This is a genomic window from Acidovorax sp. 1608163 (assembly GCF_003669015.1).
GTDB lineage: Bacteria > Pseudomonadota > Gammaproteobacteria > Burkholderiales > Burkholderiaceae_C > Acidovorax.
This window is the reverse complement of record NZ_CP033069.1, coordinates 621,801-646,332: the sequence shown is the minus strand read 5'-3', so window position 1 is coordinate 646,332 and position 24,532 is coordinate 621,801. Positions and strand designations below refer to the sequence as shown.

Annotated in this window: 22 protein-coding genes and 2 pseudogenes; 3 read left to right on the top strand and 21 right to left on the bottom strand. The window is 60.1% G+C overall.

The genetic code is table 11. The annotated features are described in order from the left end of the window. Nucleotides 1-84 precede the first annotated feature (84 nt). The 10 genes and pseudogenes from EAG14_RS02905 to fliF form a co-directional block, all read right to left on the bottom strand. The gene (locus EAG14_RS02905; protein WP_371414415.1) at nucleotides 85-390 is read right to left on the bottom strand and encodes a FliO/MopB family protein; all 306 of its coding nucleotides are present in this window, start codon (nucleotides 388-390) and stop codon (nucleotides 85-87) included. A gap of 49 nt (nucleotides 391-439) precedes the next feature. Beyond that, nucleotides 440-870, bottom strand: a pseudogene (fliN, locus tag EAG14_RS02900) (flagellar motor switch protein FliN). Then, nucleotides 860-1,864, bottom strand: a complete 1,005-nt coding sequence (gene fliM / locus EAG14_RS02895) for a flagellar motor switch protein FliM (protein WP_099656752.1) — start codon at nucleotides 1,862-1,864, stop codon at nucleotides 860-862. The pseudogene fliN and the gene fliM overlap by 11 nt, the downstream one beginning before the upstream one ends. A gap of 18 nt (nucleotides 1,865-1,882) precedes the next feature. Next, a complete protein-coding gene (gene fliL / locus EAG14_RS02890; RefSeq protein ID WP_233195025.1) occupies nucleotides 1,883-2,467 on the bottom strand; it encodes a flagellar basal body-associated protein FliL in 585 nt (194 codons plus the stop codon). A gap of 191 nt (nucleotides 2,468-2,658) precedes the next feature. Next, entirely contained in the window at nucleotides 2,659-3,978 is a 1,320-nt protein-coding gene (locus EAG14_RS23190) for a flagellar hook-length control protein FliK (RefSeq protein WP_240456913.1), read from the bottom strand. A 1-nt stretch (nucleotide 3,979) separates the two neighbouring features. Continuing rightward, nucleotides 3,980-4,444, bottom strand: a complete 465-nt coding sequence (gene fliJ, locus EAG14_RS02880) for a flagellar export protein FliJ (protein WP_121728006.1) — start codon at nucleotides 4,442-4,444, stop codon at nucleotides 3,980-3,982. 14 nt (nucleotides 4,445-4,458) lie between these two features. Then, complete coding sequence (gene fliI, locus EAG14_RS02875) at nucleotides 4,459-5,817, bottom strand: flagellar protein export ATPase FliI (RefSeq protein ID WP_233195030.1); 1,359 nt, start codon at nucleotides 5,815-5,817, stop codon at nucleotides 4,459-4,461. A 25-nt stretch (nucleotides 5,818-5,842) separates the two neighbouring features. Beyond that, nucleotides 5,843-6,580: a flagellar assembly protein FliH gene (locus tag EAG14_RS02870; protein WP_121730263.1), complete on the bottom strand. Its 738-nt coding sequence runs from the start codon at nucleotides 6,578-6,580 to the stop codon at nucleotides 5,843-5,845. Beyond that, entirely contained in the window at nucleotides 6,564-7,559 is a 996-nt protein-coding gene (gene fliG, locus EAG14_RS02865; RefSeq protein WP_099656755.1) for a flagellar motor switch protein FliG, read from the bottom strand. The genes EAG14_RS02870 and fliG overlap by 17 nt, the downstream gene beginning before the upstream one ends. A 26-nt stretch (nucleotides 7,560-7,585) precedes the next feature. Then, nucleotides 7,586-9,273, bottom strand: a pseudogene (gene fliF / locus EAG14_RS02860) (flagellar basal-body MS-ring/collar protein FliF). Between the two features lie 173 nt (nucleotides 9,274-9,446). Here fliF and fliE point away from each other — a divergent pair. Next, nucleotides 9,447-9,758, top strand: coding sequence for a flagellar hook-basal body complex protein FliE (gene fliE, locus EAG14_RS02855; protein ID WP_099742110.1), 312 nt, complete (start codon nucleotides 9,447-9,449; stop codon nucleotides 9,756-9,758). Nucleotides 9,759-9,851: 93 nt separating this feature from the next. Here the strand turns inward: fliE and EAG14_RS02850 are convergent, their stop codons facing one another. From EAG14_RS02850 to EAG14_RS02835, 4 genes are all read right to left on the bottom strand, one after another. After that, entirely contained in the window at nucleotides 9,852-10,151 is a 300-nt protein-coding gene (locus EAG14_RS02850; RefSeq protein WP_099656757.1) for a flagellar protein FliT, read from the bottom strand. A gap of 3 nt (nucleotides 10,152-10,154) precedes the next feature. Further along, entirely contained in the window at nucleotides 10,155-10,610 is a 456-nt protein-coding gene (gene fliS, locus EAG14_RS02845) for a flagellar export chaperone FliS (protein WP_121728005.1), read from the bottom strand. A gap of 62 nt (nucleotides 10,611-10,672) precedes the next feature. Further along, nucleotides 10,673-12,106, bottom strand: coding sequence for a flagellar filament capping protein FliD (fliD, locus tag EAG14_RS02840; RefSeq protein WP_099656759.1), 1,434 nt, complete (start codon nucleotides 12,104-12,106; stop codon nucleotides 10,673-10,675). Between the two features lie 215 nt (nucleotides 12,107-12,321). After that, complete coding sequence (locus tag EAG14_RS02835) at nucleotides 12,322-13,797, bottom strand: flagellin (RefSeq protein WP_099656760.1); 1,476 nt, start codon at nucleotides 13,795-13,797, stop codon at nucleotides 12,322-12,324. A 333-nt stretch (nucleotides 13,798-14,130) separates the two neighbouring features. Between EAG14_RS02835 and EAG14_RS02830 the strand changes: the two genes are divergently transcribed. Continuing rightward, on the top strand, nucleotides 14,131-15,606 hold the full coding sequence (locus tag EAG14_RS02830) for a flagellin (protein ID WP_099656761.1): 1,476 nt from the start codon (nucleotides 14,131-14,133) through the stop codon (nucleotides 15,604-15,606). A 316-nt stretch (nucleotides 15,607-15,922) separates the two neighbouring features. Here the strand turns inward: EAG14_RS02830 and EAG14_RS02825 are convergent, their stop codons facing one another. The 7 genes from EAG14_RS02825 to EAG14_RS02795 all read right to left on the bottom strand — a co-directional run bounded on the left by EAG14_RS02825 (nucleotide 15,923) and on the right by EAG14_RS02795 (nucleotide 23,299). Beyond that, nucleotides 15,923-16,720, bottom strand: a complete 798-nt coding sequence (locus tag EAG14_RS02825) for a cephalosporin hydroxylase family protein (protein WP_121728004.1) — start codon at nucleotides 16,718-16,720, stop codon at nucleotides 15,923-15,925. A 78-nt stretch (nucleotides 16,721-16,798) separates the two neighbouring features. Next, nucleotides 16,799-17,476, bottom strand: a complete 678-nt coding sequence (locus tag EAG14_RS02820; RefSeq protein ID WP_121728003.1) for a NeuD/PglB/VioB family sugar acetyltransferase — start codon at nucleotides 17,474-17,476, stop codon at nucleotides 16,799-16,801. Continuing rightward, nucleotides 17,476-18,594 carry a DegT/DnrJ/EryC1/StrS aminotransferase family protein gene (locus tag EAG14_RS02815; RefSeq protein WP_121728002.1) on the bottom strand — a complete coding sequence of 373 codons (1,119 nt, stop codon included), beginning with the start codon at nucleotides 18,592-18,594 and terminating at the stop codon, nucleotides 17,476-17,478. The genes EAG14_RS02820 and EAG14_RS02815 overlap by 1 nt, the downstream gene beginning before the upstream one ends. Continuing rightward, entirely contained in the window at nucleotides 18,542-19,834 is a 1,293-nt protein-coding gene (locus EAG14_RS02810; protein ID WP_121728001.1) for a class I SAM-dependent methyltransferase, read from the bottom strand. The genes EAG14_RS02815 and EAG14_RS02810 overlap by 53 nt, the downstream gene beginning before the upstream one ends. Continuing rightward, nucleotides 19,831-20,394, bottom strand: coding sequence for a dTDP-4-dehydrorhamnose 3,5-epimerase family protein (locus tag EAG14_RS02805; RefSeq protein ID WP_121728000.1), 564 nt, complete (start codon nucleotides 20,392-20,394; stop codon nucleotides 19,831-19,833). Before EAG14_RS02805 ends, EAG14_RS02810 begins: the two co-directional genes overlap by 4 nt. Beyond that, nucleotides 20,391-20,879 (bottom strand): hypothetical protein, encoded by a 489-nt coding sequence (locus tag EAG14_RS02800; RefSeq protein WP_162995893.1) that lies wholly within the window; start codon nucleotides 20,877-20,879, stop codon nucleotides 20,391-20,393. Before EAG14_RS02800 ends, EAG14_RS02805 begins: the two co-directional genes overlap by 4 nt. Nucleotides 20,880-20,953: 74 nt before the next feature. Beyond that, the gene (locus EAG14_RS02795) at nucleotides 20,954-23,299 is read right to left on the bottom strand and encodes a tetratricopeptide repeat protein (protein ID WP_121727998.1); all 2,346 of its coding nucleotides are present in this window, start codon (nucleotides 23,297-23,299) and stop codon (nucleotides 20,954-20,956) included. A 367-nt stretch (nucleotides 23,300-23,666) separates the two neighbouring features. Here EAG14_RS02795 and motA point away from each other — a divergent pair, with 367 nt between their 5' ends. Further along, the gene (gene motA, locus EAG14_RS02790; RefSeq protein WP_099656766.1) at nucleotides 23,667-24,527 is read left to right on the top strand and encodes a flagellar motor stator protein MotA; all 861 of its coding nucleotides are present in this window, start codon (nucleotides 23,667-23,669) and stop codon (nucleotides 24,525-24,527) included. Nucleotides 24,528-24,532: the final 5 nt, after the last annotated feature.

The window sequence follows — 24,532 nt, the reverse complement described above, 5'->3', positions numbered from 1 at the left end:
GCCAGCACCAGCCCTGTAGCAACCCCGGCCAACGCCAGCAAAGGCCGCATCCCATGCGCCCACGCGAGACCGCGGCGCGCTGGGCTACGCATCTGTTTCTTTCAAAGCTGACGCCTGCGCTATTTCCTGTGCAAAGGAGATGTGTCGCTCTACTGTCGGGAGGGGAACCGAGGAGGCCGGAATGGTATGCAAGCAACTCACATGCTGCGCAGTCACCCCTAAAACCAGTAGTGTTCTGGCGTGTTCAGGCCCCACCTCCACTGTCACCACCCGCTGCTGAGGACCTATGGCCACTGCAGAGAGCACCTTGGACGCAGCCGCGGCACCAGAGACGCCCGAGGCGCCCTTGCGTTGTTGCACCCAACGCACCAACCATGGCAAGCAAGCCATGCCTGCAATGAACAGAACAACAACCGACAAGGTTTGGGTCATACCAAGACTATCCACGGCTCACGCGCCGCAGACGCTCTGAGGGCGTCACCACATCGGTGAGACGGATACCGAACTTATCGTTCACGACCACCACTTCGCCTTGGGCAATCAAGTAGCCATTCACTAGCACATCCATTGGCTCACCCGCCAAAGCATCCAACTCCACCACGGACCCCTGAGCCAATTGCAGGATGTACTTGATCGGAACTTTGGTGCGCCCCAATTCCACGGACAGCTGAACAGGAATGTCCAACACCATGTTGATGTCATTGACCGTTCCATCACTGCCACCCGAGAAAGGCCGCACAGGCTCTCCGGACAGAGGCCCCCCTGCTCCGCATCGGCAGGTTTGTCGTCACGCTTTTGCTCTTCCAGTGCTTCAGCCCAACCAGCAAATGGATCGTCTGCAGCGTCTTTGTTGTTTTCTTCAGTTGACATCTTTTTCTCCAAGCCAGCTCATGTCTGCACTGCGCAAGCACTCTTCAATGCGAATTGCGTATTTAGAATTGTGCGTTCCGTACTGACATTCAAAAATGGGAACCCCACCAATAGAGGCCTTGATGCGCGGCTCTCGGTCCAGTTCAATAAAGTCACCTGGCTTCATCGCCAGCAATTGCTCCACAGTGGCATCGGCTTTGGCAAGTTCGGCCACCAGCGTCACTTCAGCGGCCTGGATCTCACGGGTCAAAACACGGACCCAGCGACGATCTACCTCAATGGAGTCGCCTTGGGTCGATGAATACAAAACATCACGGATAGGCTCCAACGTGGCATAGGGCATGCACACATGGATCGCGCCGGACAGGTCTCCGATTTCCAACTGAAACGCCGTAGACACCACGATTTCGCTCGGGGTCGCAATATTGGCAAACTGGGGCTGCATTTCTGAACGCTGATACTCCAGTTCGAGCGGGTAAATACCGTGCCATGCTTTTTTGTATTCCGCACAGATCACGTCCACCAAGCGATTGATCACCCTTTGTTCCGTGGGCGAAAAATCCCGCCCCTCGATACGGGTCTGGAATTTCCCCACACCGCCGTACAAGGTATCGATGATGCCGAAAACCAGCGAAGGCTCACACACAATCAAACCGCTGCCGCGCAACGGACGAATGGCCACAATATTGAAGTTCGTGGGTACAGCCAGTTCGCGCAAGAACGCGCTGTAGCGCTGCACGGAGACAGTACCTACCGAGATCTCTGGGCTGCGGCGGATAAAGTTGAAGAGCCCAATACGAAAATTGCGTGCAAACCGTTCATTGACGATTTCCATCGTCGGCATGCGGCCACGTACGATGCGCTCTTGGCTCGAAATGTCATAGTTACGGACCGAGCCAGCCTCGGCGACTTCCTCGACCGACTTCTGGCTCTCGCCCGTGACCCCCTCAAGAAGTGCATCAACTTCTTCTTGCGACAGGAACGAATCACTCATAGATGCCCCCCTTGCGCGTCACTGAATGATGAAGCTCGAAAAGAGTACCCGTTTCACTGGGTTCTTGTCGGCCTTGCGCCTCGCAGCGCGCTCTTCGGGATCTTCTTCCTCCCCTTCAGCAACCACCCGCTTCTTAGCAACGGGCACTGAAAACCCCAGTGGTTTGGACACTTCTCGAAGAATGTCATTGGCCAGCTTCTCCTTGCCTTCGCGCTGGAGCAATTCGCCTGATGTTCGCTGCGACACCACCATCAGGATGCCGCTTCGAATCGAAGGCAAGTACTGCTTGACCTGGTCTGCTGTTTTGGCATCAACCACCTCTAGAGTGATGCCAATCTGCGCAAAGCGCTCGCCCCCAGGGTCAGCCAAATTCACCACCATGTTGTCCATGGGTAAAAAAGTTGGTGGCGTCTTGGCGGCCTCTTTAGCTGGCGCGGGCTCTTCTGCGGCCTCGTCATCCTTGGGATGGGCACGACTGGAAAGAAACCAAGCGGCGGCGCCGCCTGCGACCACTAGCAAAGCGACCACCACAATGATGATCACCAGCATCTTCTTGCTTTTGGTCTTCTCCTTGGCCGGAGCGGCGGGTGCATTGGCAGACACGGGGCGGATTCCTTGCTGTGTTCAGCTGCCCAATCATGCCCAACAAGGCAATGACCAGACGCTAGGTTGCATTGTCGGGCGGGTACTCAACCAATAATAGCCAGAATAAAAGCCCAAAACCATGACTGTCCGGCACCTCACGCTATCGACGGCGCCACAGAACAAGCGTCTGCGACTGCCTGTGGGCACACTCAAACAAATACATCCAGTGCGCGGCGCCCATCCACCCCGGCTGGTTTACGCTCTGTAGCGCTATCCGCCGCAACAACCTTCGCTTGGCCCGTGCGTGAATCTGCCCCTTGCTGGGCCTCGCCCCCCCGCGATTGGCCATCCCGCGCCGAAGTCCCCACACTGGCACCCGACAAGATCAAACCTTGATCACGCAGCATGTCACTCAATTGCGCCATGCTGCCGTCCAGCATTTGGCGAGTTTGCTCCTGGTCGCTGCGAAAAGTCACATGGGCCTCGTTACCAGACAGAGAAACTGAAACCTCCACAGGTTGGCCGTCCCTCGTCAATGTCATTTCTGCATTCTGGGTTTTCTGATTCACCCAGTAGGTGACCTGCTCGGCCAACGCATCTTCCGCTCCGGGGGGCACCAATCCATCCGAGCCCCCGGCAACTGCCGTACCACCATCGGAACGGGCTGCATCTGGCTCCAGAGCCTGCGCGCCCCAGCCCCCTTCACCTCCATAGTTCGTCGCGCCTACATCGCTGGAGTCACGCAGCCAGCCTTCAGCCCCGCCACTTCCTTGTAGTTCTGCCAACACGGCTGCGCTGTCCAGCCCAGCCAGCCCCAAAGACTCTCGCCCTCCCAAACCTTCACGCACTGCATGCACAACGCCGGACTCACGCGTGGGCGCCACGGAAGCAAGGGCCCCTGACAGTACCGTCGCAGCATCAGCAGCCCCATTGGCGGATTGACCTGGCTCTGCCCCTCCCGACTTCCCGGCCAGGGAACCCGCCAGTGCACTCAGGGCTTCACTGCGTTGAGCAAAACTTGTGGTGCCGCGCACAAGTGTGGGGCGTCCTTGAGCCAGCAAGCCTGCTGCGGTATCGCCGTCCTTGACATCACCCAGCTTGTCTAACACAGCGGTTTGCGCAACCAAGCCATCACCCATGGGATCCAGAGCCCAAGCAACGCGAGAACTACCCACCAAACCGTCGCCCCCCGCTTGACCAACCGCCCCCGGCAAACCACTGGTACTGGCACTGGGAGCAGCACTTCCCAGTGCAGATGCCAAGAAGCCCTGTACGTTAGAGAGTGCAGCGGGGTCATACATCTGCCCGGCAGCAGCAGACAAAGGGTCGATGATCGCGCCAAGATCCGCTGGCTCTGTCGCATCATCGGCAGGCAGTCCATCCCCCAATGCAGCCATCAGGGCCATAAAGCCCCCTTGCGCCGCCGGATCCTGCACAGCGTCGTTAGCGGTCTTGGTTGCGCCTTTGGCACGGACGGCGGCATGGGCACCCTGCGAGGACTGCTGGTTGGTAATTCGAGACTGTTCCATTTCAACTCTCCTGCCCTACAGGGCCATTGGCAGTACTGTGGTACTTGATTGCGGCTCGCTCGTCCGTTTGCTTTTGTTCGCGGCGTGCTTGCTGCAACGCCACATCACGGCGACGCGCCTCTAACACCTTTCGCAAACTGGCCAAACGCAGCTCAGCCGCCAAAAGCTGCCGAGATGCGGCATCCACCCGCTGAATCTGCTCCTGCACCACCCCTGACTGAAGGCCCGCAGCATGCCCCAAGCGCCCCATGAACTGGTTGTGGTGGTACATCACCTCGGGCTTGAGGGTGGCTCCCTCTTTGGCCCCCCAACGCCCCTGGATCTCCTGTGCATAGCCCTCCAGTTGCGACAACTGGTTCAACGCCGCTTGTTGCGCCGCTTGGACGTTCTGTAGCGTTTGCCGCGCCTCATCGCGCTTGCGCTCCGCAACGCTCACGGCCACCATCAGGGCATTCAGGGCAGGCATGACATCCCCCTGGGCTAACTGTCAAGCACTGCAGCCATGGCTGCAACGCTCTGATCCATGGACGCGGCATCAAACATGTCCTGCTGCAGGCATGCGGCCATTTGGGGTTGCAACCGGATCGCTTCATCCAAGGCTGGATCTGAGCCGCTCATGTACGCCCCCACCTGCACCAGATCACGACTCTTCTGATAGCGCGAGTAAACCGCCCTGAAGCGTCGAGCCAAATCAAAGTGCCCCCTGGATACCACGTTGTGCATCACGCGCGAAGCCGATTGCTCAATGTCGATGGCAGGGAAATGCCCGGACTCCGCCAACGCCCGGGACAAAACAATGTGTCCGTCCAAAATCGCCCGCGCCGCATCGGCAATAGGATCCTGCTGGTCATCCCCCTCCGACAACACCGTGTAGAAAGCCGTGATCGACCCCACACCATGCAGACCATTGCCACTGCGCTCCACCAACTGAGGCAATTTGGCAAAGCATGAAGGGGGATACCCCTTGGTCGCCGGTGGCTCACCAATGGCCAACGCAATTTCACGCTGGGCCATGGCATAGCGGGTCAGCGAGTCCATCAGCAGCAACACGTGCTTGCCCTTGTCACGGAAGTGCTCAGCCACAGCCGTGGCGTAAGCAGCACCTTGCATCCGCAGCAGAGGCGGCGCATCGGCAGGGGCAGCCACCACCACCGATCTGGCACGGCCCTCCTCCCCCAAAATATCTTCGACGAACTCCTTGACCTCGCGGCCCCGCTCGCCAATCAAACCCACCACGATGACATCGGCACGGGTGTAACGGGCCATCATGCCCAACAGCACGCTTTTGCCCACACCAGAGCCTGCAAACAAACCCAGGCGCTGCCCCCGCCCTACGGTAAGCAATGCATTGATGGCGCGCACCCCTGTGTCCAACGACTCACGCACTGGATCACGGTCCATGGCATTGATCTGACGGCGGTCCATCGGCTCAGCCACCACATCTTGCACAGGCCCACCATGGTCCAAAGGCAGCCCTTGCGCATCCACCACGCGGCCCAGAAGTCCATCCCCCATGGGCAGCCGCAGCACCCCGGCTCGTGGAACAGGGCGTGCCGTCTCGCCCAGGCGCGGTGTAGGCACATAGGGCGCAGCAGGCACAACACTCGCCCCACTGGACAAACCATGGATATCTCCAGCAGGCATCAAAAATGCCTTGTCAGACGAGAAACCCACCACCTCAGCCAACACCGGCGCATGTCCAGGCATCTGAACCATGCACTGCGAACCGACAGGTACGCGGATACCGGCAGCCTCCAGCACCAACCCCGTCAAGCGCGTGAGGGTTCCACGCGTCTCCAGCGGGGTGCCTGCGGCCACGCGCTCACGTGCGTCGGTCATAAACCGCTCCCAAGACGAGGCAGGTTCAATCGGCATGCTCATCCCCCTCCAAAGAGGGCTCTTGCCAGGGCGACTGCAGCCCCAAAGTAGCCACAGCGCGATCCCAGCGCTTGGCAAGCGTCGCATCTACGACCGTGCCACCAGACTCAACCTGGCAATCACCTGCGGCAATCGCTGCATCAGGCAGCCATTGCACCCCTGAACCCCCAACCAATGAAGTCAGCGGTGCCTGGACCGCCTCCATGTCTGACGGGTTCATGCGCACCACGGCGGGCCGCCCTTCAGACAGCAGCATACCGACCGCCTCCTGAACAACCGGGAGCAAAACCTGCGGATTGCAAGACAGCTCCTGGCGCACCACTTCTCGGGCGATATCGCAGGCCAGGGCCAAGACATCCTGGGCCATCTTTTGCTGGATACCCGCCAAAGACGCGTCCAAAGACTGCGTCACAGCATGCAGGCTTTGCGCCAGCTCCTGCCCTTGCTGTGCAACATAGTCATCCATGCGGCGCTGCCATTCCAAGGCCGTTTCAGCCTGCGCCTGAGCAAAGCCTTGGGCATAAGCGTCATCACAAGCCTGCTGCACAAGGGCCAACTGCGCCGCTTCATCAATCACCGGGACTTCCGGCAACGCCTCTGGCTCAGGTTCTGGCTCCACCAAATCAGAGCCATCCACCGCGCCAAACTTCCACTGCGTGACGGCACCCACCTCTTCGCTGGGGATGAAGCGGGAGTAGTAACGCTGATTAGACGAAGGCATCATCACCACCACCGCCAATCACAATCTGACCTTCGTCCGACAGACGGCGCACGGTCTTGAGGATTTCCTTTTGCTGCGCTTCCACCTCGGACAGCCGCATCGGGCCACGCGACTCCAGGTCGTCGCGCAAGGCCTCTGCAGCGCGCGAAGACATATTGGAGAGAAACTTCTCGCGCAACTCTGGAACGGCCCCTTTGAGCGCCACGATGAGCGTTTCCGAAGCGACTTCCTTGAGCACGGTCTGGATTGCCTTGTCGTCGAGCTTGAGCACGTCTTCGAACACGAACATCTTGTCCATGATCTTCTGGGCCAGATCCGGGTCGTAACCACGAATGGACTCCAGCACCACCGCATCCATATTGCCGCCCAGCAAGTTGATGATCTCCGCAGCGGCCTTGACCCCGCCCAGCGAGCTCTTGCGAATCTTGTCGCCACCGGCAAGCACCTTGAACAACACCTCGTTGAGGTCCTTCAAGGCCGTAGGCTGAATACCCTCAAGGGTCGCAACGCGCAGCAATACCTCGCTGCGCTGGCGGTCTGTCAGTTGCATCAGCACCGCAGCCGCCTGCTCAGAGTCCAGATGCACCAAAATCGCAGCCACGATCTGGGGGTGCTCATTGCGCAGCAATTCCGCCACCGAAAGAGGGTCCATCCACTTCAGGCTTTCAATGCCCGAGACATCCCCGCCCTGCAAAATCCGGTCGATCAGCAAAGAAGCCTTGTCATCGCCCAGCGCACGCCGCAGCACAGAACGCACATAGTCACCCGTGTCAGACACCAGCAGGCTTTGCGCCGATGCTGCATCCGAAAAACGGTTGATCACGCTGTCCACTTTTTCGCGCGAGACCGACTTCATGCGAGCGATGGTTTCGCCCAGCTTCTGCACCTCTTTGGGTGACAGATGCTTGAAAACCTCTGCGGCCTCTTCCTCGCCCAGAGACATCAGCAAAATCGCCGCGTCGTTGAGACCTTGTTCATCCATGGAAAATCGTCCAGTCAGTCATGGGCTCAGGCACCATCGCCATGCACCCAGGTTTTCAGGATATTCGCAACGGCCACCGGATTGGCCTTGGCCAATACCCGCGCTTCTTCCAGGCGCAGTTGCTCTGGGGTCACCTCCACGACTTCATCCTTCTTGGCCGGAGCAGGCAACGCGGGACGATCGGGCTCCTCAGACTCCAGCGCATTGAGCTGACCACCTGCCACTGGTGTGACATCCACAGGCTTAGCCGTGGAGCCCTTCAAGGCAGGCCTCACCAAACCCAGCAAGACCAACGCGGCAAACAACACCGCCCCCAGCGGCCAAGCAAAGGTCTTGGCCAAGTCCAGCACTTCAGGCTGCTTCCACAGTGGCACAGCTGCCGTTGGGGCTTCATCCATGAGGAACGGCGTATTCATCAGGTTCACCGAATCACCACGGTCTTTGTTAAAGCCGATGGTTTCGCGCACCAAACCCGTCATCTGCTCCAGTTGCTCTGGCGTCAGTGCCTTGACCGACGGTTTACCCTTTTCTTCAGCCCCAGCTTGGTAGTTGACCACCACGGCGGCGCTCAGGCGCTTGATGGCCCAGTTATTGCCCCGGGTCACGCGCACCGTCTTGTCCACCTCATAGTTGGTGGTGGACTCGCGCTTGCTGTTGGACTCTTCTGTCCCTTGCTGGCCACCAGCTGCGGGCGCTGGATTGGCACCATTGACTGGCGCAGTGGACGGGGCAGGAGGTTGATTAGAGACAGCACCCGGCACCCCGGTGGCCGTCTTATTGGCATTGCCTTTGCTCTCAAGCACCTGCTGGCTGCGAACGGCACTGGAGTCGGGTGTTTGGTTGGGACGGAATTGCTCCGAAGTGGACTCAGTCTGGCTGAAGTCCAACTCGGCACTGACCTGTGCCTTCACGTTGTTGCGCCCCACCACGGGCTCCAGGATGTCCATGATCCGGCGCGTGTACTGCTGCTCGATCTGCTGCACGTACAACAGCTGCTGCGCATCCACCCCATTGTTGGCGGCCGCATCGGGCGATTGAGACAGCAGCTTGCCTGTGTCGTCCAACACGCTGACGGCAGAAGGCGCCAGCTCTGGCACGCTGGAAGCCACCAAGTGAACGATACCCGCCAGCTGAGCACGGTCCAGCATGCGGCCAGGGTGCAAACTCACCAAGACTGAAGCCGAAGGCTTTTGCTGCTCGCGGAAAAACCCATTCTGATTGGGCAAGGCCAAATGCACACGGGCACCCTGCACCGAAGAAAGCGCCTGAATGGAGCGGGTCAATTCACCCTCAAGCCCGCGCTGGAAGTTCAGGCGTTCCTGGAATTGGGTCATGCCAAAGCGATTGGCTTCCATCAACTCAAACCCGGCCACCGAACCACGGGGCAGGCCCTGCGTAGCCAGGCGCAAGCGCACATCGTGCACACGCTCCGAAGGAATCAAGATCGCCCCACCGCCATCGGCATGCTTGTAGGGAACGTTCATTTGCGACAGCTGGGCGATGATGGCGCCACCGTCCTTGTCGTTCAGGTTCGCAAAAAGCACCTTGTAATCCGGCTGCCGCCCCAGCACTGTCGCAGCGACGGCTGCTGCCACCAGCAGCGCCACGCCAGCACCCAAGCGCATACGCTGGCCCCGGTCCAGAGTAGACAGCCGCTGCAGCCAGTTGGGGCTTGCGGGGGGGTGACGAGAGGGACTTCAGCAACAGCAGACATCTTGCTTTCCAATATGACAGGCCCGGCGAAAGACCTAGCGTTGGAGCGATTATTCGGCGAAGGCTCTCCGACGTTGGCTGGATAAGCCGCGCCTTTGTCCATCTATTCCGCAGGATCAGTACCTGCGCCCTCGATAGGATTGCAGCATACCCCGATTCCCTACGGACACTGCCATGGACCTTCGCATCTCCAGCTCCACAGCCCCCTTGGCGGGCGCCGGCCTGGCACGCCGCGCAGTCGCCCCCCAGGCAGACAGCAACGACGTCGGCTTTTCCAGTGCGCTGAAAGGCGCACTGCAGTCGGTCAGCGCAGCACAAAACCGCTCAACCGAGCTGCAAAAAGAAGTGCAGATGGAGAACCCTGCGGTCAGCTTGGAAGAGACCATGGTGGCCATTCAAAAAGCACAGGTTGGCTTCCAAGCCACGCTGCACGTTCGCAATCGCATGGTCCAGGCTTACACAGACATCATGAACATGCAGGTGTGAGCCTCCCGCCCACCCATAAAAAAAGCGCTTGCATTGCAAGCGCTTTTTTTATGGGTGATTGATCGCCAAGCCCCGGTACACGGGGCTAGGGAGTCAATGCATCATCTGCGGCTGACCTTCAAACAGGTGCTCAAACTGGGCCAGCCAGGGCTCGGCCAAGCAGCGGATCTGGGCATCGTTGCGCAAGATGCGCTGCATGATGCGCGTCTTCTCACGGCGGTGCTCAGGCAACAACTCGTGCTCTTGCGACTTGAAGCGCAATTGCTCAATCAGCACGGCACAAGCGCCTTCATAGCGCACCACCCCGTCCCAATCCTTGAGCTTGGCGGCCTCCAACATCTTGGCGCTGCTGTCTTCAATGGCTTTGTAGTAATCAATCAACATGCTGGACATGATTTAAGCCTCCATCAGCACTGGCTTCCCAGACATGGCTGGCACAGCAACTTGCGGAGACATGGCGTTCTTTTTGATTTCGTTCCAACCCGTAGCGATGGGCTCGATCAAGCGCATGACTTCTTGCAGCATGGCGTCGTCGTTTTGCGCATTGGCAGAGATCAGCTTTCGCACACAGTAGTCATACAGCGCGCCCAGGTTTTCCGCCAACTGGCCACCATCGACGCGGTCCAACGCCGTGCTCAGACCTTCTTCAATGATGCGGATGGCTTTGGCAATGCTGTTGCACTTGATCTGGACATCGCCGCGCGCCAATGCACCCCTGGCCGTGGCCACGGAACCAAGCACGCCTTCATACAACAGACTGACCAACTGGTGCTGGTCAATGGTGTGCATGCTGGTTTCTACATTGATACGCTGGTAAGCGTTGACTGCACGAGGGTTGTGGGCGGTAAACATGCTGACAATCCTTCCGAGGTGATGATTTAGTTATCGGCCAATGCCACGCAAACTAAAGGCCATCAACCCGAGGATTTATTCCATGTGGTGACTTGCTGGGAAATGTAGGCATTCAAGGCCGTCAGGCTGGACATCTGGGTGTCCAGCGCGTTGTAGCGCGCGGTGATGCGTTTCTCAAATGCGTCCACTTTTTCGTTCACCCGCGTCACTTCGGCCGCATTGCGCTTGAGCGCCAATTGCAAGGCATTGTCTTTGGATTTGAAGAAACCGGCATCAGAGAGCAAGTTCGTGGCCATGGCCTTGACCTTGACCGCGATGCCATCAGCGGAGCCCCCGCCCGTATTGCGGAACATGTTCTTGAGTTCGTCCATGTTCTCGGTCATGGCTTTTTTCAGCTTGGTGCTGTCCACCGCCAAATCGCCGCCGCGCTGCTGGGTGATACCCACATCCGCCAAGCGTTGAAACACCGAAGAGCCCGTCGTCACAGACTGCACAGCTGAACGCAACATGTTCTGCAGGGATATCGTTGTCGAATCCCCTTGTAACAAAGCCCCCTTGCCTGCTGTCGAGTCAAACTTGGTCGCCTCATTGATCAGCTGATTGATGGCGTTATAGGCGGAGACAAATGCATCGATATTGGTCGAAACCGCCGAAGTATCCTGCGCCACAGAAATCTCAATTGGCGCGGCCGTGACTTGCACCGCATTGAACGTCACACCTGATACGGTATTGGTAAAAGCGTTGGTACCGGACGAGACGGCAATGCCATTCACAGTGGCCTTGGCATCGGCCGCCGCCTGCGTCACCGTGCTGCCATTGACCAGGCGCGACAAGCCCGAGGCATCTGTATTGGCTGCGCTGGTGATATCAGTATCACCCCCCTCCATGGCGCTCAGACGGAACCCGGCAGCTTCGCCCGTGGTCTTGCTGCGCAGCAACAGCCGCTCGCCTGAAGCGTCGCTGAGGATACTCGCCGTCACCCCGGCATTGGCGCCATTGATCTTGCTGGCCACATCACTGAGCTTGTCTGAGGCCGAAATATCTATATCGACAGGCACGCCCGAGCCTGGTGTGAACGAAGACGGAGACACACTCCACTTGCCCAACTCAAGCCGCAACGTGCCAGCACCCAACGCACCGCCCACGGGCAAGAGTGCAGAAGAGGCGGTGGCCTGCGCCTTGGCTAGACTTTGGACCTCCACACTGAAAGTGGTGGGCAAGGTGCCGCCCACGGCGGTAGCACTGACGTATTTACTGTCTGAGGATGTCGTGGAAACCGCATTCCAGCCCGTCACGCTGCTGAGCTTACTGGCAGCGTCCGACAAAGTGGATACCAGCGACTTCATCTGCCCGAAAGCAGAAATTTTGGTGCTGACCGTTGCCTTCTGAGTTGTCAAAGTGTCCAGAGGCGCTTTTTCCAAGTCCACCAATTTGGTAATGATGTCTTTGACATTCAGGCCACTGGCGCCGACACCAACGGATGAAATAGTAGCCATGGGAACCTCCTGAACTGCTTCTACAGAAATTATGGCGCCGATCACGCACCAAGAACGCCCGTAAACACGCCAGGAAACCCCTCAATTCGGACGCTCCCGGCTTGCACGTCCAAACGCTTTACCGCCTTCCGGCGTTGAAAGGCCAAATGGCGGCGGCAGAAAACTGCCGCCGCCATGCCAATCAAGGTGTTTCTACACCTCTTGCTGCGACTCGCTTAACGCAGCAGAGACAACACACCTTGAGGCAACTGGTTGGCCTGGGCCACCATGGCGGTACCGGCCTGTTGCAGGATCTGGGCACGCGACAGGTTAGCGGTTTCCGAAGCAAAGTCAGCATCCAAGATACGCGAACGCGAGGATGACAGGTTTTCAGAAGTCACCTGCAGGTTCGAAATCGAGGTTTCGAAGCGAGACTGCAAAGCGCCGAGCTTGGCGCGCTCACCGTTGATGAACGACAGGGCCGAGTCCACCGTCTTGAGCGCATCCGTGGCCTTGGCGAAGGTGGTCACATCCAGATCAGAAACCTTCTTCAAGGTAGAAGCACCGTCAGCAAACGCATCTGTCGCCGCTGCTGTAGAGGCATCCACAGAGAAAGACTTGTCAGAGTCCAGCGTGATATAGCCACTCGATACGGCGTTGTTCGCCGTGGTGTCTGCGGCCAAAGTGGCGGCTGCGCCCGAGTTGGTGCCATCGGCTGCCAGCTTTTGCACCGTGACAGCACCAGAGTTTGCCACTGCGGTGTCAGCAACACGGATGTCATTGCCGGTAGCGTTTGTCAGCACCACGGCCGTTCCAGCCGAGTTCAACGATGCCGTCACGCCGGTCTTGGAGCTTTGATCGTTGATGGCAGAAACCGCGGCAGACAAGCCGTCGGCAGTGCCTGCAGCGCTCAGCGTGAAAGACACAGCTTGGTCTGTGCTGTTGTCAGAGCGCAGGTTCAGCGAGTAGGAGCCTGCAGCACCAAATGTCAAGCTCACTTCAGTGCGCGCCGTAGCGGTCACGCCGGTATCGCCCTTCACTGCATTCACATTGTCAGCAATGGTCTTGGCGGTATCGTTGGCGGCCACGTTGACCACCTTGCTACCCACAGAACCATTGATGGTCACGGCCGAGCTGGTCACGCCATTGGCACCCCAAGCACCCGAGGTGGCCGCAGCGCCAGCCGCAGCGACTTGGTTGTTACCGTACACCGCAGTGCGCAGGTTACCGGTAGCCGCTGTAATGGTCTGGTTGGCGTTGGCGCCCACTTGGAATTGCTGGGTGCCAAAGCTACCGTCCAGCAGCTTTTGTCCGTTGAACTCGGTGGTTTGCGAGATGCGATCGAGCTCAGAGACGAGCTGCGAGACTTCTTGCTGCAGCGCCTTGCGGTCACCAGCGCTATTGGAGGCGTTGGCCGATTGCACGGCCAGTTCACGCACACGCTGCAGGATGTCGCCAGAAGCCTTGAGCGCGCCTTCAGCGGTTTGCGCCAAAGAGATACCGTCGTTGGCGTTACGCACAGCCTGGTTCAGGCCCTTGATCTGCGATGTAAAGCGCTCCGAAATCGCCAAGCCAGCGGCGTCGTCCTTGGCGCTGTTGATGCGCAGGCCCGACGACAGGCGTTGGATGGAAGTGTTCAGCGAACTCTGGCTTGCGCCCAGATTGCGCTGAGCGGTCAAGGATGCAACGTTGGTATTGATGGTGGCTGCCATGGCAAATCTCCTGAAAAGAACTGACTGAATATGGCGTTTCCGCCAACTGGACGCCAGGTCTACCTGGCCACAGTGCTCACCAGCAGCTCCAGGGCTTTCGGGTGAACGGCGGGCCTCACTCTTGTGTCATGCGTCCCGTTGCTTAGGTTTTCGGGTGTTCCTGGGAAAACTTTAGGGGCAAACGCACAGATTGAGCGGTTTTTCTGTGTCTTATCGCCCTAACACAAAAACAGCCGCTGCCCACAATTCATCCATCGTTCCCAAGAAGTCCGCCGGAGGGGCAACGCTTAAACCGGCAGAAATGTTTGTCTTCAGCTCTGCAGGAGTAACGCAATGGCAGCCACTATCAATACCAACGTCGCATCGTTGACCGCACAGCGCAACCTCGGCATGAGCCAAAGTTCGCTGAACACCTCCATCCAACGCCTGTCGTCAGGCTTGCGCATCAACAGCGCCAAGGACGATGCGGCCGGACTGGCGATTTCAGAGCGCTTTACCAGCCAGATCCGTGGGCTGAACCAGGCGGCGCGCAATGCCAACGATGGTATCTCCTTGGCGCAAGTCACGGAAGGGGCCATGAAATCTGCCGGCGACATTCTGCAGCGGGTGCGCGAGTTGGCGGTGCAATCGGCCAATGCCTCCAACAGCTCCGGCGACCGCAAGGCGCTGCAGCAAGAAGTCTCGCAACTGGTGGCCGAACTCGATCGCATCTCGCAAACCACCGAGTTCAACGGACAAAAACTCCTGGACGGCACGTTTGGAACCCAGCAATTCCAAGTGGGCGCCAACGCCAACCAGACCATCACAGCGGCCACGGCCAATCTGCGCACCACGGTGTACGGCAACAACCAGGTCCAGTCTCCAGGTGTCGCCACTGGTTCTGGCGCATGGGGTGCCAACGGTGTCACCAGCGCGGCCGTCACCATCAATGGTTCTATCGGCAGCAAGGTGGTCAACGTCGCCGCCAACCAAACCGCCAAAACGGTGGCTGACAACGTGAACTTTGTCAAAGCCGACACTGGCGTGACCGCGACCGCCCGCACAGAAGTCAAGCTGGCCTTCAGCGCAGCGGGTGCCTACTCACTGAATCTGCGCTCTGACAATGGCGCCGATCAAGCCGTTTCTTTCACACTAAGCGCCGCCAACACGGCGGACGGCCTGTCCTCCGCCATTGCCGCCATCAACGATCAGTCGTCCAAGACCGGAGTGACGGCGGCACTGGACAACACCGGCACCGCCATCATCCTGACGAATGCCACAGGCAATGACGTCCGCGTGGCCGACACCGCCGTGGTGAACTCCGGGGCCGTGACGGTACAAAAGCTTGCGGCCGACGGCACCAACTCAGGCGCCGCATCGACCCTGGCTGCGGACTCGACAGCTGACAGCACCATCACCAGCGGCTACATCACGCTGGATTCGGAGAAGTCGTTTGCCATCGACAACTCCACCGCAGCAGCCACCGACGTGTTTGCCGATTCGGCATCCACCCTGCAAAAGGTGTCGGACCTGGACATCACGACCTTTGGCAAAGCGACCGAGGCGCTAAAGACCGTGGACTCCGCGCTGGCCTTCATCAGCGGTGAGCGGGCCAAACTGGGCGCGTTGCAAGCCCGCTTTGAAACCAGCATTTCGAGCCTGAACATCACCTCTGAAAACCTGTCAGCTTCACGCTCGCGCATTCTGGATGCCGACTTTGCGGCAGAAACCGCCAACCTGTCGCGCGCCCAGATCCTGCAACAGGCCGGTACTGCCATGGTGGCCCAGGCCAACCAGATCCCGCAGGGCGTGCTGTCGCTGCTCAAGTAAAAAAGCGCCATTGCCCTTGGATGGCAGGTTGGTGGACCAGCAGTCCACCCTGCCCTCACACCCCGGTGGCCGTCAAAGGCACCGGGGTTTTTTGTTGCGCCATAGCCTCAACGCGGGATCAAAAAATGACAACACGCGCGCGCCTTCATACGCTGAAAGTCTGCTCGAAGTTTTTCAGGAGGCTGCATTTGCGCGCAATCGGTATGAGCGGCCAGTCTCCTCCCAATCATCCGATTTCATACCAGCGTTGGGAACAAGCCTCTTGCCAGGAGAATCTGGAGCGCTACGGCCCTTGTTGACAGCCTGAGCCAGCGAATCAGGCCACTCGCCGCAAGAAGCCCTGTGGAGCAACCGTCACCATCAGGCGCTGATCCCAGTGCGCATCCACCACAAAGTCGCTGCGCACTTGCACCCACTCATGCACCGCCGTTTTGGGGTTGTTCTCAACATCCCAGGGTCTGTCAGAGAAAAAGCCCGGGGGCATATCCTGCACAAACGTGTCAAACACAACACAGTAGCTACCAACAGACACCAGCGGAGCGTACGCCTGAAGCTCAGCCAACACATGGTCGTGCGTGTGCATAGAGTCCAGACAGACGAGCACGCGCCGATAGTCCTTGGCAAATGCGTGCACTTGCGCCACCACATCAGGTGCCACCGAAGAGCCCTGCAGCATCGTGATACGGCTGGCCATCGGGTGAGCTTCAATGGCAGCGCGGTTGTGGGCGCGGATGTCAATATCGATGCCCAGCACCTTGCGATGGGATTGGCGTGGATCGATGGATTGCCCGGACTCAATGGCATCACACATGTCCAACATGGCAAGCAAAGACGCGCTGAGCACCAGCGAGCCACCGTGGGCTATGCCCGTTTCAATGATGAGGTCGGGGCGAACACGCCACACCAGCTCCTGCATGGCCACCATGTCGTTGGGGTACTGGATGATGGGCCGTCCCAGCCAATCAAAGTTGTAGACATATTTGCGCTGCATGGACTCCCGCAGCCAAGCCTGTGAGAGCGACTGAAACTCTGCATCCCGGGCATAAGCCTGTACACGGTCCAGGCGTTCTTGGGCAAACACCTGTTCAGGAGATGGAACGGATGGGGAGGACATAGGAGACATCCTGTGATGTGGGGAAAAGGGGGAGGTACACCGTTGGGCGTACCGGAAAAAAGGTGAAGAGGCTCTCCGTCACAGCTGCGCAGCGGAAAGACGGGATTGCACTCGGGCTGGGTTGCCCATCACGACCGCACCTGGCGGCACATCACGGGTAACCACAGCACCAGCACCAATCATGGCCCCTGCCCCGATGCGAATGCGTGGCAGCACAGTAGCTCCGGCACCGATGAAGGCGTCGGCGCCCACCTCCACACACCCGCACAGCGTGGCGCCTGGCCCTACGGTGACACCATCACCGAGAGAACACTCGTGGTCCACACTGGCCCGGTGGTTCACGATACAGGCATCGCCCAACGACGCATATGCAGCCACCACGGCCATCGCCAACACCTGCCCTCCCTGCCCGATGCGGGCCTGCGGGCTGACACTGGCTTGGGGATGGACCAGCAATGGCGTGGAGATGCCTTGCCCGTGCAGGGCTTGCAGAATGCGCTGGCGATGCCCCCCCTGCCTTCCGACCGCTGCCACACCGTAACAGTGCTGGGCAGGTTTACGGGTGCGGCACCAGTCCAGAAAGCCCGCCTGCCCCAGCAGCACCGGAACCCCCTCCAGCAAGCTGGGCACAGGGGCCTCGTCCACAAAGGCGGCCACATACCCAAGTGGGCCGATCACGTCCAGCAACACCCGGGCATGGCCCGAGCCCCCCAGACCACCCACCCCCGGAGGGCACCAGCGTGCGAGCAGACGCATCACGCACGGCGAACAGCCTCCAGCAACACATACGACACCCTAGCGATCTGATCGTTGGTCATGTCATGGAAGCTGGGCAGATTCACCGCCCTCTCGTACACACTCTGCGCGTTGGCACCCGTGGCATTGGGGGGCATCCAAGGCAGCGTGGACAGAGGTGCGAAAAAAGGCCGCGCATCTATATTGGCGTGAACGAACTTCTCCAGCATGCCATTGGCCATCACCCCGGACTGCCCGTCCACCACGACCGTGGGCATCCAAGCGCCAATGTGGGTGCCCTCGGGCTCAGGATTCATGCGAATGGAGGACTCGCCTGCAAAGGCATCGCGATAACTCTGCAGTATTTCCCGCTTGCGGGCTACCAGCGCTTCGACCCGCTCCAACTGGGCGCAGCCCAAGGCTGCCTGCAAGTTGGACATCTTGTACTTGAAGCCCAGCATTTCTGGCCAGAACTGGCGGGTCTGACCCTTGACGCGCCCATGGTTAGACAGTGACAGCACCTTGTCATACAGCCGAGCATCGCTGGTCACAAACATTCCGCCCTCACCGGTCGAGATGGTTTTGGAGCCGTGAAAGGAAAACACGCCAAAGGCCCCCATGGCTCCGGCCCGTTGCCCAAGGTAGGTCGAGCCGATGGCCTCCGCTGCGTCTTCCACCACGGCAATACCGTACTCATTGCCGAGGGTCTGCAAAGCATCCATGTCGCACAGGTTGCCGTACAGGTGCACCGCAATAATGGCGCGCGTGCGCGGCGTGATGGCGGCGCGCACGGCATCCACGTCAAGGCACCAGGTGTCTGCACAGATGTCGACCAGCACCGGCGTGGCCCCCAACTGCAGCACGGGCGCCACGGATGCCACCCAATTGGTGTCAGCCAAAATGACCTCATCTCCCGCCCCAATGCCCAACGCCGCAAGCCCCATGTGCAAAGCCCCCGTGCAGCTGGAAGTCGCAATCGCATGGGGAACCCCGATGTGGTTGGCAAAAGCCACCTCGAAGCGCTCCAGGTAGGCGTAGCACTGGGCCCCCCAGCCGCTGCGGGCGGCATCGGTCGCCAGTTCCACCTCACGATCGGTGATAGATGGGCGGGACAGCGGAATTCGTTCTGGCTTGTTCATCCAAAGACCTCCAGCCGGGGCACGGCCACAGCAAACTTCCCCCCCAGCGATGTAAATAGTCCAACTGCGTGGCCACTTCATCGCGCAGGTTCCAGGGGAGGATCAGCACCCGGTCGGGCTGGTGCGCGCGCAAATGGGCTTCATCGACGATGGGGATGCGGCTGCCCGGCAGGCACTGGCCCTGCTTGGCGGGGTTCCTGTCCGCCACGTAGGGCAACAAATCGGGCCGCACGCCGGCAAAGTTGAGCAGGGTGTTGCCTTTGGCGGCGGCGCCATAGGCCCCTACGGAGAGGCCTTCAGTCTGGCATTGCAACAAAAAAGATAGCAGCTCACATTTAATGCGCGAGGCCTGAGGCTGAAAATCGTTGTAAAACTCCTCGCCCAGCAGGCCTGCCGCCGCTTCGGTGGCCAGCAGTTGCGACACGCGGGCCGCGCCGTCGAGCGTGGACTGCGGGTGGGCCGTCGCATCGGCCCGGGCAGCCAACACGCGCAGGCTGCCGCCTTGGGTGGGCAGCTCCTGCACATCGATCACAACAAGGCCGTTGGCGGCAAAGATGCGCTGCACCGCCGTGAGCGAGAGATAGGAGTAATGCTCGTGATAAGCCGTGTCGAACTGGCAACCCTGCACCATGCGCAGCAGGTGCGGAAACTCGAACGTGGCCACGCCCTGGGGCTTGAGCAGACTCGCAAAGCCCGCCACAAAATCGTTGATGTCGGGCACATGGGCCAGCACATTGTTGGCGGCGATCAGGTCGGCCTGCCGCCCAGCGCCAGCCAACTCGTCGGCCAGGGCCACGCCAAAGAATCGCTCGACCACCGTGAGCCCCAACGCCCGCGCCGCCTTGGCCGTGCTGGCCGTGGGCTCGATGCCGTAGCAGGGAATACCCGCTTGCTGCACGTACTGCAGCAGGTAGCCATCGTTCGATGCCACCTCCACCACGCAGCTGTCAGCCCCCAGGCCCAGGCGTTGCTGCATGGCCTGCACATAAGCCTTGGCGTGGGCGAGCCAGGAGGTAGAGAACGAGCTGAAGTAGGCGTAGTCGTGCGTGAACAGCGCTTCGCGCCCGGCGTGGTCTTCAGTCTGCACCAGCCAGCAGTGCGTGCACACCAGCACGCGCAGAGGGAACCAGGTCTCGGGCGCGCACAGGGCGGCCTCGCTCAGGTAGGCGTTGGAAGGGGGCGCGCTGCCCAGGTCCAGAAACGGCAGGTGCAGCGGCTGGCCGCAGTGTCGGCACTTCACAAGTGCACTCCTTCAAATGATTCGGTCAGCAACGCGTGGCCGCAGTCGCGCTCGGACATCTCGCCCACCGGCAACGGCCAGGGCAGTGCCAGGCGCGGGTCCCGCGGGCTCAGCCCGGCCTCTGCGCCGGGCGCGTAGGCGGCAGAGTGCAAATACATCAGTTCAGCGTCCTGGGTCAGCGCCTGAAAGCCGTGCGCAAAGCCGGGCGGGATGAGTAGCGCGCAGGCGTTGTCGGAAGACAGGCGCTCGGCATGCCATTGCAAAAAGGTGGGTGAGCCCGCCCGCAAGTCCACGGCCACGTCCCACACCTCGCCGCGCAGACAGCTCACCAGCTTCATCTCGGCATGGGGCGGGCACTGGTAGTGCAGGCCGCGCACGCTGGCACGCTGGCGGGTGATGCTGTGATTAATTTGAGCGATGGGCTGCGTCCAGCCCACGGCGGCCAGTTCGTCGGCGCAGAACATGCGCTCGAACAGGCCCCGCGCATCCTGCTGAGGCTGGCGCTGTACGCGCACCAAGCCGTGCAGGGGCAAGGGGGTGTAGACGAACCGCGAACTCACGCGGCCTCCCTGGCGTCCAGGCACAGGGCGCAGGCATCGACCGTGTTCAGTCCCCAACGAGGATCCACACCCAGGGCCTGGCGGGCGTGGCCAGTCTCCAGCGCCAGCCAGCCCGCCCCATACAGGTTTTCACTATTATTTTCATAGCAGCTAGCGCTTTTAAGGCAAGCGCTAGCTACTATTTTTATCACATACCTCACTGTGGCCGCCTCGTACGGCAAGGGGCCAAAGTTGTAGGTCCCTGCGCGGGTGGGGTTGGCCCAGATGCGATCGGCCAAGCATAGGTAGGCGGCCAGCGACTCAATCACATGCTGCCAGGGGCGCGTGGCCTCGGGGTGGCAACCGTGCAAGGCCTGCCCGACGCCCCGGGCGCGCACGGCGTCGGGCAGCCGCCAGTCGACCGCCCAGTCGCCCCCGCCAAGTTTGAGGTGCGACTCTTCGGAGATGGGGGTTCCGAGCCCGCCAGCAAGAGGTATGACTTTCATGGCGTCAAGCATAGTGAGGCTGGACAAGAAGAAAAGCTGGGGCGGAGGGTGAAAGGCGATGTATCTGGATACCTTCAACCTTGATTGGCGCACCAGCGGGCAAACATTTGTGCATACGCGTCTTCCACATCGCGGGCAAAACCAGCTTCGTCCATCAACGCAGAGGCCTGCATCTGCCCGCGCAGGTTGCGCCGTATCTGGGCCAAGCCGGGCAGATCGTTGGCCAACTTGACCAGTTTCTCGACGTACTCTTCCTCGCTGCGGGCCACCCACTCGCCCCGCCCCATGGCGCAAAGCATAGATGCCCCCAATGTTCCCATGCTGGGAGCGCCCGCGAGGGAAACAAATGGCAGGCCCATGTAAAGGGACTCAATCAGCGTCGCTCCAGAGTTTTGGGGGAAACAATCGAGCGCAATGTCTGTGCGCCGCAGTACGTTCCAAGGCGGACTTTCAAAACCCATGATGACCCGATCACGGGGAATGCCCAACGCCTCAAACCTAAGCCACCATTGCTCACGCACCTCAGCCTGGCTGAAGTTGCCACTATTGATCTCAAGCTTGGAGCCAGGAACCCTGCGCAGCAATTCCACCCACGCAGCAATCACGCGCTCATTGAGTCGCACCGCGCGGGTGAGAGAGCAGAAGGTGATGTAACCGTTGCGTAGCGCAGGCAATTCGCTCACCTCGCCCACTCCAGGCTTGGGCCGATAGGAAAAAGGCGTGCGCGGTAAACGCCAAGGGGTCTCAGAGAAAAGATGATCGAAGCCTTCGGGCACGCCCACTGCATCGGTCAGGTAGTAATCGATTGCGGTCAGGCCCGTGGTGTAGCCCGAGTCAAGCCAGTGCAGTGACACTGGGGCAGGCTTGCGCGCAAACACCTCTAATCGGTGTCCTTTCGTCTGCCCTGCTATATCCACCAGAATATCAATGCCATCCGCCCGAATACGCGCAGCCAACTCATCGTCGTCCATTTGGCGGGTGTCAATCCAGTGCTCAAACAGCGTACGGTAGTGATCAGTCACTTCGTCTTCCAACTCAAACGGCCCAGAGTAGGCAAACAACTCCACGCGTTGGTGGTCGTGGTTTTCCAGCAAAGGCTCGAGATAAGAGCGGCAGGAGTGGTTGCGAAACACCGGGGCCACATAGCCCACCCTCAAACGGCGTGCAGGGTTGCGGTCATTGGTGTGAGGGCGCCACAAACGGTGGTGCGGCTCGCCAAAATACCGGTTGAAGCGTTGGTAAGCAGCAAAGCGCTCCAATAGATCGATCTCTGGTATGCAATTCACCACGAAGAGATAACTGCTTTGGACAGCTTGGTCTTCTGGATTCAGCTCCAGCGCCCTTTGCAGCGCCTGCAGGGCCTCAGGCAATCGCCCCTGGTCCTTGAGCAACATGCCCAGGCCCACATGCGCATGCACCATGTTCGGGTCCAGCGCCAAGGCCCGGCGCACGCACGCTTGCCCCTCGGTGAATCGATGCATTTCGCCCAGCAGGAGCCCCAGATTGAGCAGCACCTTGGGGTCATCGCCCCCCACCTCCAGAGCCTGCCGGTAGGCCTGCTCAGACGCCTGCAAGCGCGCTTGCCCACGCAAGACGATGGCCAGGTTGAACCAGCCTTGCGGGAATCGCGGCGCATGGCCCACGGCCTGGCGCAGTAGCACCTCGGCCTGCACCAGATCACCCTTGAGAGAACGCGCCAGGCCATAGTTACTGAGCATGTCCACATCCCGGGGATTGAGCTGCAGCGCCTGGCGCATCGGCGCAACGGCCTTGTCCATCTGCCCCAATTGCATCAGCGCCGCACTCAAGGACTTGAAACCCATGGGGCACTGGGGATACTGGCGCGTCATCTTGCGGCCCAAGCGCAACACGTCGTCAAACTTCTCCGCCTCAAACAGGCGGTTGAGTTCGGCAACCTGGTCTGCGGACGCCATGCGCCCTTGGGGTGGCCGGGCGCTGCGCGTGCGCCGCATGACGGCGTCGACCAGTCGTTCAACCAATTCGCCCGCAGCGTCACCCGCCAAGCCCGCACGGCGGGCGTCTTCCAAAATATCTTCCGCCAGGGTGTGTTCACCCGCCTGGATGAGTGCGTCCACCAGGCTCACCCAGTACTGGCGGTTTTTAGGGTTGGCCTGCAAGGCGGCCTGAAAAAACGGCACTGCCGCCAAAAACTGCCCGCACTCCATCGCAATCGCCCCCAGGTTGTGGTTCGCGTCTGCATGGTCGGGCGCAAGGCTCAGCACCGCACGGTAAAGCTCCTCCGCCTGGGCCAGGTTCTGGGCCCAGTGGCAATCCAGCGCCAGGGCCATGGTCTGCACCAGCAGTGCCTGCACCGGGTTGGAAGCCTGCGCGCTGGCCTGGCCGTCAGACTCAGACGCAAACGCGGCAACAGAAGCATCGGTGGGGGGAGTGGCTTGCATCAGTCAGGGAGTCCTGGGTGTTTAAACACAGCCCCGGGGGCCTGCAGCACCCACAGCGGTGCCACCAAGCCTGCCGAAGGCGCAACGGGGTGAGCATAAGCATTGCCCACAGGGTGTAAAGGTGGAAAAAGCAGAGAAACCGGGAACACCCAGGCCGCCGCTGCGGTGCACACAGGCCCCACCGCCATGCAACCCAAAAACCACACCCAGCCAACAAGCCTGAATGAGAGCGGTGGTTTGCCACTTGCTTGCTTGTTTGGTTCGCGCACAATCAGATACAGTGAACTACAGGTGCGCGAACTCGGCGTGCCGCCCCCTCTTTACCCAACCGAAGGCAGGCTCACGCCACCACAACCACCGCACCAGCATGTTTGTCATCATCGGCTACGTCGTCAGCATGGTCTGCATCTTCGGCGTGTACATCTTTCACGGCGGGAATATCAAGGTCATCTTGACGGCCCTTCCCTTCGAGCTGATCACCATTGGCGGCAGCGCTATGGGCGCATTTGTGGTGAACAACCAGCCCAAGGTCCTCAAGGCCACGCTCAAGGCGATTCCGGATGCCCTCAAGGGCAGCAAGTACACCAAGGCCCGCTACATGGAACTGCTGGCCATGCTGTACGACATCCTGCAAAAGGCCCGCAAGGAAGGCCTGATGGCCATTGAAAAGGACGTGGAAGCCCCCCACGAGTCCGAGATTTTCAAGAAATACCCGGTGGTCGGGCATGACCACCATGTGATCGAGTTCACCACCGACTACCTGCGCATGATGGTGTCGGGCAACCTCAACTCGCATGAGATCGAGGCGCTGATGGATGCCGAAATCGACACCCACCATGCAGAGGCACACGCCCCCGTAGCGGCGATTGCCCGCCTGGCAGGTGCGTTGCCTGCGTTCGGTATCGTGGCAGCCGTGTTGGGGGTGGTGAATACCATGGGCTCGGTGGGCCAACCCCCTGCAGTGCTCGGGGGCATGATTGCCTCGGCCCTGGTGGGTACCTTTCTGGGCATTTTGCTGGCCTACGGCTTTGTGGAGCCCCTGGGCGGCTTGATGGAGCAAAAGACCGAAGACGCTGCTAAAGAGTTCCAGTGCATCAAATCTACGCTGCTGGCCAGCATGCAGGGCTACAACCCAGCCACAGCCATTGAATTTGGCCGCAAAGTGCTCTTCTCGACCGACCGCCCCACCTTCTCGGAGCTGGAAGGCCACGTGAAGGGCAAGAAGTAACTGGA

Excerpts from the sequence above, each read along its gene's own strand:
- EAG14_RS02830 (WP_099656761.1), top strand. The coding sequence starts at position 14,131 with ATGGCAGCCACTATCAATACCAACGTCGCATCGTTGACCGCACAGCGC.
- motA (WP_099656766.1), top strand. The coding sequence starts at position 23,667 with ATGTTTGTCATCATCGGCTACGTCGTCAGCATGGTCTGCATCTTCGGC.
- fliE (WP_099742110.1), top strand. The coding sequence starts at position 9,447 with ATGGACCTTCGCATCTCCAGCTCCACAGCCCCCTTGGCGGGCGCCGGC.
- fliJ (WP_121728006.1), bottom strand. The coding sequence starts at position 4,444 with ATGCCTGCCCTGAATGCCCTGATGGTGGCCGTGAGCGTTGCGGAGCGC.
- fliM (WP_099656752.1), bottom strand. The coding sequence starts at position 1,864 with ATGAGTGATTCGTTCCTGTCGCAAGAAGAAGTTGATGCACTTCTTGAG.
- EAG14_RS02905 (WP_371414415.1), bottom strand. The coding sequence starts at position 390 with ATGGCTTGCTTGCCATGGTTGGTGCGTTGGGTGCAACAACGCAAGGGC.
- EAG14_RS23190 (WP_240456913.1), bottom strand. The coding sequence starts at position 3,978 with ATGGAACAGTCTCGAATTACCAACCAGCAGTCCTCGCAGGGTGCCCAT.
- fliD (WP_099656759.1), bottom strand. The coding sequence starts at position 12,106 with ATGGCTACTATTTCATCCGTTGGTGTCGGCGCCAGTGGCCTGAATGTC.
- EAG14_RS02800 (WP_162995893.1), bottom strand. The coding sequence starts at position 20,879 with ATGAAAGTCATACCTCTTGCTGGCGGGCTCGGAACCCCCATCTCCGAA.
- fliS (WP_121728005.1), bottom strand. The coding sequence starts at position 10,610 with ATGTTTACCGCCCACAACCCTCGTGCAGTCAACGCTTACCAGCGTATC.
- EAG14_RS02825 (WP_121728004.1), bottom strand. The coding sequence starts at position 16,720 with ATGTCCTCCCCATCCGTTCCATCTCCTGAACAGGTGTTTGCCCAAGAA.
- fliG (WP_099656755.1), bottom strand. The coding sequence starts at position 7,559 with ATGGATGAACAAGGTCTCAACGACGCGGCGATTTTGCTGATGTCTCTG.
- EAG14_RS02850 (WP_099656757.1), bottom strand. The coding sequence starts at position 10,151 with ATGTCCAGCATGTTGATTGATTACTACAAAGCCATTGAAGACAGCAGC.
- EAG14_RS02870 (WP_121730263.1), bottom strand. The coding sequence starts at position 6,580 with ATGATGCCTTCGTCTAATCAGCGTTACTACTCCCGCTTCATCCCCAGC.
- EAG14_RS02835 (WP_099656760.1), bottom strand. The coding sequence starts at position 13,797 with ATGGCAGCCACCATCAATACCAACGTTGCATCCTTGACCGCTCAGCGC.
- EAG14_RS02795 (WP_121727998.1), bottom strand. The coding sequence starts at position 23,299 with ATGCAAGCCACTCCCCCCACCGATGCTTCTGTTGCCGCGTTTGCGTCT.
- EAG14_RS02820 (WP_121728003.1), bottom strand. The coding sequence starts at position 17,476 with ATGCGTCTGCTCGCACGCTGGTGCCCTCCGGGGGTGGGTGGTCTGGGG.
- EAG14_RS02815 (WP_121728002.1), bottom strand. The coding sequence starts at position 18,594 with ATGAACAAGCCAGAACGAATTCCGCTGTCCCGCCCATCTATCACCGAT.
- fliI (WP_233195030.1), bottom strand. The coding sequence starts at position 5,817 with ATGACCGACGCACGTGAGCGCGTGGCCGCAGGCACCCCGCTGGAGACG.